Annotated in this window: 12 protein-coding genes; 6 read left to right on the top strand and 6 right to left on the bottom strand. The window is 71.6% G+C overall.

The features are described 5' to 3' along the window. Positions 1-117: 117 nt before the first annotated feature. Both ACZ6KY_RS41930 and ACZ6KY_RS41925 read right to left on the bottom strand, forming a co-directional pair. The gene (locus ACZ6KY_RS41930) at positions 118-420 is read right to left on the bottom strand and encodes a small hydrophobic protein (RefSeq protein WP_469315500.1); all 303 of its coding nucleotides are present in this window, start codon (positions 418-420) and stop codon (positions 118-120) included. 97 nt (positions 421-517) lie between these two features. Then, the gene (locus ACZ6KY_RS41925) at positions 518-2,140 is read right to left on the bottom strand and encodes an MFS transporter (protein ID WP_469315499.1); all 1,623 of its coding nucleotides are present in this window, start codon (positions 2,138-2,140) and stop codon (positions 518-520) included. A 121-nt stretch (positions 2,141-2,261) separates the two neighbouring features. On the opposite strand from ACZ6KY_RS41925, the gene ACZ6KY_RS41920 reads away from it, so the two are divergent. The 3 genes from ACZ6KY_RS41920 to ACZ6KY_RS41910 all read left to right on the top strand — a co-directional run bounded on the left by ACZ6KY_RS41920 (position 2,262) and on the right by ACZ6KY_RS41910 (position 5,456). Continuing rightward, a complete protein-coding gene (locus ACZ6KY_RS41920) occupies positions 2,262-2,951 on the top strand; it encodes a TetR/AcrR family transcriptional regulator (RefSeq protein WP_469315498.1) in 690 nt (229 codons plus the stop codon). Positions 2,952-3,317: 366 nt separating this feature from the next. Then, entirely contained in the window at positions 3,318-4,526 is a 1,209-nt protein-coding gene (locus tag ACZ6KY_RS41915; protein WP_469315497.1) for an alpha/beta hydrolase, read from the top strand. Positions 4,527-4,592: 66 nt separating this feature from the next. Beyond that, positions 4,593-5,456 (top strand): DUF4429 domain-containing protein, encoded by an 864-nt coding sequence (locus ACZ6KY_RS41910; RefSeq protein ID WP_469315501.1) that lies wholly within the window; start codon positions 4,593-4,595, stop codon positions 5,454-5,456. A 47-nt stretch (positions 5,457-5,503) separates the two neighbouring features. Here ACZ6KY_RS41910 and ACZ6KY_RS41905 read toward each other — a convergent pair whose 3' ends face one another. Together ACZ6KY_RS41905 and ACZ6KY_RS41900 are read right to left on the bottom strand one after the other, a co-directional pair. Further along, positions 5,504-6,520 (bottom strand): aldo/keto reductase, encoded by a 1,017-nt coding sequence (locus tag ACZ6KY_RS41905; RefSeq protein WP_469315496.1) that lies wholly within the window; start codon positions 6,518-6,520, stop codon positions 5,504-5,506. Next, on the bottom strand, positions 6,517-6,999 hold the full coding sequence (locus ACZ6KY_RS41900) for a MerR family transcriptional regulator (RefSeq protein WP_469315495.1): 483 nt from the start codon (positions 6,997-6,999) through the stop codon (positions 6,517-6,519). Before ACZ6KY_RS41900 ends, ACZ6KY_RS41905 begins: the two co-directional genes overlap by 4 nt. A 96-nt stretch (positions 7,000-7,095) precedes the next feature. Between ACZ6KY_RS41900 and ACZ6KY_RS41895 the strand changes: the two genes are divergently transcribed. Continuing rightward, positions 7,096-7,236 (top strand): hypothetical protein, encoded by a 141-nt coding sequence (locus ACZ6KY_RS41895; RefSeq protein WP_469315494.1) that lies wholly within the window; start codon positions 7,096-7,098, stop codon positions 7,234-7,236. 19 nt (positions 7,237-7,255) lie between these two features. Continuing rightward, positions 7,256-8,077 (top strand): serine hydrolase domain-containing protein, encoded by an 822-nt coding sequence (locus tag ACZ6KY_RS41890; protein ID WP_469315493.1) that lies wholly within the window; start codon positions 7,256-7,258, stop codon positions 8,075-8,077. Positions 8,078-8,119: 42 nt separating this feature from the next. Here ACZ6KY_RS41890 and ACZ6KY_RS41885 read toward each other — a convergent pair whose 3' ends face one another. Then, positions 8,120-8,941 carry an NAD(P)H-binding protein gene (locus ACZ6KY_RS41885; RefSeq protein WP_469315492.1) on the bottom strand — a complete coding sequence of 274 codons (822 nt, stop codon included), beginning with the start codon at positions 8,939-8,941 and terminating at the stop codon, positions 8,120-8,122. 96 nt (positions 8,942-9,037) lie between these two features. Here ACZ6KY_RS41885 and ACZ6KY_RS41880 point away from each other — a divergent pair, with 96 nt between their 5' ends. Further along, positions 9,038-9,637, top strand: coding sequence for a TetR/AcrR family transcriptional regulator (locus ACZ6KY_RS41880; protein WP_469315491.1), 600 nt, complete (start codon positions 9,038-9,040; stop codon positions 9,635-9,637). 52 nt (positions 9,638-9,689) lie between these two features. Here ACZ6KY_RS41880 and ACZ6KY_RS41875 read toward each other — a convergent pair. Further along, a partial coding sequence (locus ACZ6KY_RS41875) for a pirin family protein (protein WP_469315490.1) occupies positions 9,690-10,023 on the bottom strand: 334 nt, incomplete at its 5' end.

Here is a 10,023-nt window from a genome sequence, read left to right as displayed (position 1 = left end):
CCCCCCCCCCCCCCCCCCCCCCCCCCCCCCCCCCCCCCCCCCCCCCCCCCCCCCCCCCCCCCCCCCCCCCCCCCCCCCCCCCCCCCCCCCCCCACAGCCGGTGTCGGCCGGCCGGCGTCAGAGCAGGCCGTTGCCCGCTCCGCCGGCCAGCCAGATGACCGCCAGGAGTGTGTCGATCGCTCCCAGCACCAGGGCTATCAGCGCCGGCACCGGCCCCGATCCGGTCCAGCGGCGGCCCATCGCGAGCCATCCGCAGACCATCGCGGCCGGGCCGAGGACGATCCCCAGCGTGAAGAAACCGGCCACCGCGCACACGGTGCCGACGATCCCCAGGGTCGCGCTGTCCGGCCCGGTCCGTTGTCCCGTACGGCCACGTGAACGGGGGTGCCTGCGCGTACCGTTTCCGAAGCCCGCCATCATCAACTCCTGAACTCCCGTGACCTCTCGGTCGGTTCGGGTCGATGAGTCGGGTACCCCCGTTCCACGCCGCCAGGCCTGCCGGTGCGCGGCCCGTCCGTCAGATGTGTCCGCCGCCCGCTCCCGCGGCCTCCGCGTTCTCGCCGCGCTTGGTGAGCAGCGCGACGAAGACGGCCACGACGGCGACACCGGCGGCGACGAGACAGGCGAGGCTCATGCCGGAGATGAAGGTCTCGTGGGCGACGTCGGTGATCCGCGCGGCGATAGCGGCGGGAGTGTCCGGGGTGACCGGCGCGGCACCGACCCGGACCGCCTCGGAGGCCTGGTCGAGCTGGGCCGGGGTGAGCGGCGGCAGCTTGGCGGCGGTCCAGTTGCCGCCGAGGTCACCGTCGACCTTGGAGGCCATCACGGCGCCCAGGACGGCCGTACCGAGGCTGCCGCCGATCTGCATGGCGGCCTGCTGGAGACCGCCGGCCACACCGGAGAGCTCCATCGGGGCGTTGCCGACGATGACCTCGGTGGCTCCGACCATGACCGGCGCGAGTCCGAGGCCGAGGCCCGCGAACGAGAGCGACATGACCAGGCTGCTCGTGTCCGTCTCCAGCCGGGACATGCCGAACATGGAGATCGCGGTGAGCGCCATGCCGCCCGCCAGCGGGATGCGCGGGCCCACCTTGGTGATCAGGGCGCCGGCCAGCGGCGAGCCCACGATCATCATTCCGGTCAGCGGCAGCAGGTGCAGACCGGCGTCGACCGGGCTCATGCCATGGACGTTCTGCAGGTAGAAGGTGACGAAGAACAGTCCGCCGAGGAAGGCGATGGCCATCAGGACCATCAGGACCACACCGGCCGACAGCGGCACGGAGCGGAACAGCGCGAGCGGGATCAGCGGCTCCTTGACGCGCTTCTCCCAGAAGGCGAAGAGCACGAAGCCGAGGAGCGAGGCGCCCAGGAAGGACCAGGTCAGGACGTCGCCCCAGCCCCAGGTCGGGGCCTTGATGAGCGCCCAGACCAGGCAGAACATGGCGCCGGAGAGCAGTGCGATGCCGAGGATGTCGAAGGAGCGCGGGGCGTTCTCGGCGCGGTGGTCGGTGAGGATCAGCACGCCGAGGACCAGCGCGATGACGCCGACGGGCACGTTGATGAAGAACACCGACTGCCAGCTGACGTGCTGGACGAGCAGACCGCCGAGGATCGGACCGCCCGCGGTCGAGGCGCCGATGACCATGCCCCAGATGCCGATCGCCATGTTCAGCTTCTCGGCCGGGAAGGTGGCGCGGAGCAGGCCGAGCGCGGCCGGCATCAGCAGCGCGCCGAAGAGGCCCTGGAAGACGCGGAAGGTGACCACGAGGGCGATGCTGTCGGAAAGCCCGATGGCGCCCGACGCGGCGGCGAAGCCGACCACGCCGATCAGGAAGGTCTGCCGGTGGCCGAACCGGTCACCGAGCTTGCCCGCGGTGATCAGGGTGACCGCGAGGGCGAGGAAGTAGCCGTTGGTGATCCACTGGACGTCGGCGAAGCTGGCGCCGAGGTCCTTCTGGATGGCGGGGTTGGCGATGGCCACGATGGTGCCGTCCAGGGCCACCATCATGACCCCGACGGCCACGGTGATGAGGGTGAACCACGGATGGCCGCGCAGTCCCGTGGACGGAGCCTGGTCCGACGGGGAGACCGGAGTCTTGTCCTCCGGGCCCGTCTTGTCGATGGTGGTCTGACTAGTCATTTTTCGAGGCTAGTGACAGCCGCTGACAATTGACAAACCGATTCACAAGTCGGTAACTGTCACGTCACTCACAGATAGGCTGAACAGGGCGAACAGTTCGGACAGGAGAGATCGCGACACCATGACGGACACGGTCGGCACGGCGGATTCGGTCGGCGCGGCGGATACGGCGGCGCCACGCCCCGGCCTGCGGGAGCGCAAGAAGCAGCGCACCCGGGACGCGCTGCTGCGGGCCGCCCTCGAACTGTTCACCACTCAGGGTTACGAGCGGACCACCGTCGACGAGATCGCCGAGGCCGTCGACGTCTCCCAGCGCACCTTCTTCCGCTACTTCGCCGGCAAGGAGGACGCCGCCCTGTTCCTACAGCGGCTCAGCGAGTCGCATTTCATCGCCGCGGTGCGTGAACGACCGCTCCACGAGGCCCCGTTGGAGGCGCTGCGCCGGGCGGTCCTGGAGAGCTGGGACACCATCGGCGAGGCGATCGAGGCCGTCGTGCCGATCGAACTGCACATGCGCACCTACCAGTTGATCGAGTCGACCCCCGCGCTGCTCGCCGTCCACCTGCGCCGCTCGGAGGAGATCGAGGAGGAGATCGCGCGGCTGATCGCCGAGCGCGAGGGCCTCGACGTGGACGTGGACCCCCGCCCGCGCATCGCCGTCGCGGTGTTCGGCGGGGTGATGCGGGTGACGGGCAGGCTGTGGGGCGCGGGCGAGGACACCAGCGTCGAGGCGATCCGCGAGCTCACCGCGACCTATCTCGACCATGTGGGGCCCGCGTTGGCGGAGAAGTGGGGCACGGCACCCCGGTGACGGCCGCGTCACGCTTCGTGACGTCACCCCGAGGTGCCCCCTCGGCACAGCCGGTGAGGTTCGCATACGGATATCCGGCGCGCCCCCGCGTACAGAACCCGGCGCATGCCCGTACGCGGAACCTCGCACCCGTTCGCGCTCGTTGTACCGATGACGTCCGTGCGAGATCCACCTCGGCGGCCCCGCGGAATCACAACACGCCCACGCGGAGCGCCACATATCGCACACGCGTCGCAGAGATACACGCACAGAGTGTCACTATTTATCTCAAACTGAACCCGGTTTGCCCCAATCACCCCATCAGAAACGTGATCCCAGTCACTCGTTTAACGGGAGGCTGCTCACTTCTCCTAGGGTGTCCTCTCAGTGACTTCCTTCGACACACCCCCCCAACTCAACGCCTGGCGCGCGCTGCTCGCGCTGGCCGTGGTGTTCGTGATGCTGGCCACCAGTGGCTGGACCGCGCTCCACAGCCACCGCGAGTCCTCCCCCCTCCAGGCGTCCCGCTCCGCGTGGGAGCACGGCTCCGTCGCCGGGCACAAGCTGCCCGACCCGGACTCCGCTCCGGGCCGGCTGGCGCACTTCTTCACCACGCTCGACGCGCAGCAGCGTTCCCGGCTCGCCCACCGCTATCCGCTCGCCGTCGGCAACATGAACGGCGCGCCGGTGACCCTGCGCTACGCGGCGAACCGTCTCGCGCTGAAGCACGAGCGCACGGTCGAGCACAAGCGCATGCACGACAACCGGCTGTCCTCGCTCGGCCAGCACGACGCGGGCCGCCGGATGCACCGCTACGAGGCGCTGCTGGACAAGGGCCGCAAGATCCTCGCCTTCGACCCCAACGGCTCGGGGCGCGTCGCCGAGGTCTTCGGCGACCTCGACTCGGCCCGCCGCGTCTCGGTCGTGGTGCCGGGTGTCGACACCGACCTGCTCACCTTCCAGCGCACGTACAAGGAGTACTCGGCGCCGGTCGGCATGGCGGATTCCCTGTACCGGGCGGAGCGCTCGGCGGACCCGGGCGCGCGTACGGCCGTGATCGCGTGGGCCGACTACACGGCACCCAGCGGGCTCGGCATCGACTCGGCCACCGCCATGCGCGCCGAAGAGGGCGCGGTGCGGCTGAAGGCGCTGGTGCGGGCGCTGCCGGGAAAGGCGGAGGTGGCGCTGTACTGCCACAGCTACGGCTCGGTGCTCTGCGGGGTGGCCGCCTCTTCGCTGCCTTCCCGGGTCTCCGACATAGCGGTGGCGGGCAGCCCCGGCATGCGGGCGGCGAAGGCGGCGAACCTGCACACCACCGCCCGGGTCTGGGCGATGCGCGACGCGGACGACTGGATCCAGGACGTGCCGCACCTGGAGGTCGGAGGCCTCGGGCACGGGGCCGACCCGGTGTCGAAGGGCTTCGGGGCACGTCTCCTGTCCGCCGACGGGGCGAAGGGGCACGCCGGCTACTTCGAGCCGGGCACGGAGAGTCTCCGCAACTTCGCGGAGATCGGGATCGGCGCGTACCGCGCTGTCCGATGCGCGCACGATGATGACGTATGCCGGACGGGTTTGTCCGTCGGCGCGTCGGCCTGACGCGCGTAGAGGACGAAAAACCGCGGTCCGCCCAGAGAGGCGACGGAGGCTTGCGTGCCGCATACGATGGCCCGCATGGGTGACGTACTGGCCGGATTTCATGCCGCCTGGGAGTTCGAGTCCGACTCCGTGCTCATCCGCTTCGAACGGGGGATCCGTACGCCGAAGCTGTTCCAGGCGCTCGGCGAACGCCGTATCCCCCTGGCGGCGATCGCGGCGGTGACGCTGACGCCCGGGAAGCGAGGCACGGTCGTTCTGCGTGCGGTGCCGAGGCCCGGCGCCGATCCGCTGATGGAGGCGGCCGCGGGACAGCTCAAGGAGGGGTGCGACCCCTATCGCCTGGTGCTGCCGGCCGAGCGCGCGACGCTCGCCGAGTACTACGCGGACGAGCTGCGCGGACAGCTCACCAAGGACGACGAGCCCGCCGAGCGCTATCTCGTGAGACCTCCCGAGGGACCGCTGCACTTCAAGGCCTACGACGGGAAGGCGTCCTTCGACGGCAAGGTGGTGTCCTTCCGGTGGTTCTGGACGGGCGCGTCCTCGGCGAAGTGGAAGGCCGGCGACCAGACCTTCCCGGTCTCGGGACTGTGCGGGGTCGAGTGGCGCTCCCCGGAGGTGTTCGAGGGCCATCTGCGACTGCTGCGGCGGGAGCCCGCGCCGGCGCAGCCCGCCCAGGCGGACCAGGACCCGGCGGCGGTCGTCTTCGGGCTCGGATACGGGCCCGTCCACGAGTCGCTGCCGTTCGCGGCGGCCGTGCTCGCCGCCGCGCGCTCCACCAGTCCCGCGCCGGTGGCAGCGGGCTCGGCGCCGCGCCGGGACCCGGCCGACATCGCCGACCGGATCCGGCACCTCGGTGAGCTGCACGAGGCGGGGCTCGTCACGGACGAGGAGTTCTCCGTCAAGAAGGCGGAGCTGCTCGAACAGCTGTGACCGCGGGTGCCGGTGCCGGCAGCACCGGCACCGGCTCTAGGCCGCGCTCACTCCCGGCCCGCCGACGAGAACGACATGTCGGGGTAGCGGTCGCCCGCGACCTCGGCCGCGATCGGCTCCAGGAGGGTCAGCTCGTCCTCGGTCAGGGCGATGCCGGTGGCCGCCGTGTTCTCCTCCACCCTCGCGCGCCGGGTGGTGCCCGGGATCGGTACGACGGTCAGGCCGTGGACACCCGCCCGCTGCTGGACCCAGGCCAGCGCGATCTGGCCGAGCGAGACGCCACGGGCGTCGGCGACGGTACGGACCGGGGCGAGGAGCGCCACGTTCGCCGCCGCGTTCTCGCCGGTGAAGCGGGGCTGGGTGCGGCGGACGTCGTCCTGCGCGAGATCCTGGTCGGCGTTGCCGAAGGAGCCGGTGAGGAAGCCCCGGCCCAGCGGTGAGTACGGGACGAGCGCCACGCCCAGCTCGCGGGCGGCGGGCACGACGTTCGCCTCGATGTCCCGGCTGAACAGCGACCACTCCGACTGGACGGCCGCGATGGGATGCACGGCCTGGGCGGCGCGCAGTTCCCCCGCGGTGACCTCGCTCAGGCCCAGATGCTTGACCTTGCCCTCGCGGACCAGGTCGGCCATGGCGCCGACGCTCTCCTCGATCGGCACGTTCACATCGCGCCGGTGCATGTAGTAGAGGTCGATCACATCGACGCCGAGGCGCTGGAGGCTGCCCTCGACGGCCTGGCGGATGTACGGCGGGTCGTTGCGGATGATCCGCTTGCGCGGGTTGTCCGGCGGGACCGTGACGCCGTACTTGGTCGCGATGACGATCTCGTCCCGGTGCGCCTTGAGGAACGGTGCCAGGAACCTCTCGTTCTCGCCGCCGCCATAGCCCTCGGCCGTGTCGTAGAGCGTGACGCCGAGTTCCAGCGCCCGGTGCAGGGCGGCCAGCGAATTGTCGGCGTCCGGCGGTCCGTACGCCCAGCTCATGCCCATGCAGCCGAGGCCCTGCACACCGACCTCGGGCCCCTCGTCGCCGAGCCGTACCGTCGCGATCCTGCTGTCGGTCATCGAGACCTCTCCGACGCGAGGGCGCGCCCCGCGTCACCGTAGAAACCGATCTTCCTGTCGAGCACGGCGAGGGTGTCCTGGAGCTCCGCGATCCGGGTCCGGACGTCCTGGCGGGTCGCCTCCAGGAGTTCGTAGCGCTCCAGGTACGTGTGGTCGCCCGCGCGCACCAGCTCCGCGTAGCGGACCATGTCGGCGACCGGCATCCCGGTGAGCCGGAGCTTGCCGACAAGGCCCAGCCAGTCCAGGTCGCGGTTGCTGTAGCGGCGCTGGCCGGTGTGCGAGCGGTCGATGTGCGGCATCAGCCCGATGCGCTCGTACCAGCGCAGCGTGTGTGCGCTGAGGTCGGTGAAGGCGACGACCTCGCTGATCGTGTAGTTGTCCTGGCCGTCCGGGCGCCGCTCCCGCTCGGGAGGGCCGGCACAGATGTCGGTCCCGGTGCCGGTCCCGGTGGCCTCGGCTGTGGTCTCCATCACCGTCATGGACTCCACGCTAAAACCCTGGAGTGCACTCCAGGCAAGCCGAATCGGCCGAAATCGCGAGGACGTGGCCGGGAAGCGGCGGTTACCGTGCGGATCATGACTCTCGTACGCCGGGCCACGCCCGAGCGACCGGGTGTCGCCCACGTCGACCTCGACACGTCCGCCGAGGCCGAGCCGCTCTACGCGGCCCTCGGGTTCGTCCGCAAGCCTGCCCCCTCCATGCGGCTGAGCCTTTGAACGACTTAGGCTCGTGGGCATGTCCTTGCAGAGTCTGGCGCTGATCTCGAACTGGCCCGTTCCCACCGCCGCCGCCGCGGTCGTCCGCGCGGACGGCACGGTGGCCGGCTCGCAGGGGCCGGGCGGGCACCGTTTCGCGCTGGCCTCCGTCACCAAGCCGCTCGCCGCGTACGCCGCGCTCGTCGCGTACGAGGAGGGGGCGATCGAACTCGACGAACCGGCCGGGCCCACCGGCTCGACGGTCCGTCATCTGCTCGCGCACACCTCCGGTCTGGCCTTCGACGAGCACCGGGCGACCTTCGAGCCCGGGGCGCGGCGGCTGTACTCCAACGCCGGGTTCGAGGTGCTCGGGGACCACATCGCCAAGGCCGCGGACATGCCCTTCGCGGAGTATCTGCGTCAGGCGGTCCTCGAACCGCTCGGCATGACCTCGACGACACTGGACGGCTCGCCCGCCAAGGACGGTGTCTCCACGGTGGACGACCTCGTCCGCTTCGCCGCCGAGCTCCAGGCGCCGCGGCTGCTGGACCCGCGTACGGTCGCGGAGGCGATGACGGTCCAGTACCCCGGAACGAAGGGCGTCCTGCCGGGGTACGGCCACCAGAGCCCCAACGACTGGGGGCTCGGCTTCGAGATCCGGGACTCCAAGTCGCCCCACTGGACGGGGAGTTCGTCCTCGCCACGGACCTTCGGCCACTTCGGTCAGGCCGGTACGTTCCTGTGGGTCGACCCGGCCGTGGGCGCCGCCTGCGTCACGCTCACCGACCGGACCTTCGGGCCCTGGGCCGTCGAGGCGTGGACCCCGTTCACGGACGCGGTGCTGGCCGACCTCGCCTCCTGACGCGGGACCTTCCGACGCCGTCCGGCGGCGGCCCCGGCGCGGTCAGCGGAAGGCCGCCGCGTTGCGCAGCGCCCAGGCCGCGAAGGTGCCCGGCGCGCGGCCGAGGACGCGTTCCACGTCCGGGCTGATCCGCCGCTCCTCCTCGGTCGGTTCACCCAGGATGGCCAGGGTGCCCTCGACCACGGGCAGTGGCATGAAGCTCGCCATCAGGGCATGTGCCTCCTCGCGGGTCTGCTCGGTGAAGCGCACCGGCTCCCCCAGGGCGGCGCCGATCGCGGCGGCCCGTTCGCGCGGGGTGGTCGGCGCGGGGCCGGTCAGGGTGTAGGTGGCCCCGGCGTGGGCGCCCTCGCGCAGGGCCGCCGCCGCTACGGCCGCGATGTCGTCGGGGTCGACGAAGGGCAGGCCGACCTCGCCGAACGGCGCGGCGGCCTCCCGCCGGGCGCGGACCGACCCGGCCCAGGCGAAGGCGTTGCTGTCCATCCCGCCGGACCGCAGGACCGTCCGGTCGAGGCCGGACTCCTGTACGGCCTTCTCGAAGCGGGCCGGGTGCCCGTACGCCTCCGGGCGCGTTCCCACCCCCTGTGAGGAGAGCAGTACCACCCGGCGGATTCCGGCGGTCCTCGCCGCGTCCAGGACGCCCTGCGGATCCTCGCCCGCCACCAGCAGGAACAGTGCCTCGCCGCCTTCGAACGCGGACCCGAGCCCGGCCGGTTCGGCCAGGTCGGCGGCGACCGCGCGGACGCCGTCGGGCACCTCGTCCCCGGCGATCTTCCGGGCCACCGCCGTCACCGGCAGTCCGGCTCCGCCGAGCGTCCGCACCAGCGCGCGTCCGACGTTCCCGGTCGCACCCGTCACCACGTACATGTCGATCTCCTCGACCGCAAGTTAGTTAGTCGACTGACTAACTCCGATGAACAGGACGCTAGCAAGGCGGGACGCGGGCTGTCTATAGTCAGTCGGGTGACTGACTCAGAGGTGCCCCGGGGAACGCGGCCACGGGCCAAGGCGGCCGGCAAGCGGCGGCAGCTGACGGCGGCCGCGGCCCGGGTGCTGCACGAGCAGGGCGTGGAGCGCACGACGATCGCCGACATCGCCCGCGCCGCCGAGGTGCCGGCGGGCAACGTGTACTACTACTTCAAGACCAAGGACGAGCTGGTCGAGGCCGCTCTCGCCGAACACGCCGGCCATCTGCGGGAACTCACCGACGAGCTCGACAAGCTCCCCGAGCCGCGGAACCGCCTCAAGGGGCTCATCACGGCGTGGGTCTCCGGGCGGGACACCGCGGCGCGCTACGGCTGCCCCACCGGCACCCTCGCCGCGGAGCTCGACAAGCGGGAGGAGGGCGGCCTCGACCTCCTGGCGGGACGGGTCATCCGCCAGCTGCTGGACTGGGTCGAACGGCAGTACAGGGAGATGGGCGCCGCCGACCCGGCGGGCCGCGCGCTGACGCTCGTCGGCGCCTACCAGGGGATGTCCCTGCTCTCCAACGCCCTGCGCGACCCGGAGATCATGACCCGAGAGGGAGACCGGCTGATCCGGGAACTGGACGCGCCGGCGTAGGGATCGACGGGCCGGTCCGGGGGCGGTCCGGGTGGCGCGCCCGGCGTCCGCGTCAGACGGTCGTCATCTCCCACACCAGCAGTTCGGCGGGGACACCCGCGACCAGTTCCACGTCCTTCGCGTCCGTGATGCGGGCCGCGTCGCCCTCCCCCAGTTCCTCGCCGTCCAGGCGGACCTCGCCGCGTACGACGTGGACGTAGACGAAGGGCGCGTCGGGGACGGCCGTGCGCTCGCCCGCCGTCAGCCGGCGCACATGGAGCATCGCGCCCGCCTCCGGGACGGCGTACGGGGTGGAGTCGGCGATGCCGCGGACGGTCTCGTACGCGGCATCGCCCCCCGGTTCCCCCCGGGCCCACCACACCCTAAAAACAACCAACAGCAACCCC

The sequence above is a fragment of the Streptomyces sp. NPDC042002 genome, from assembly GCF_055588305.1.
This window is presented reverse-complemented; position numbering and strand designations above follow the sequence as displayed.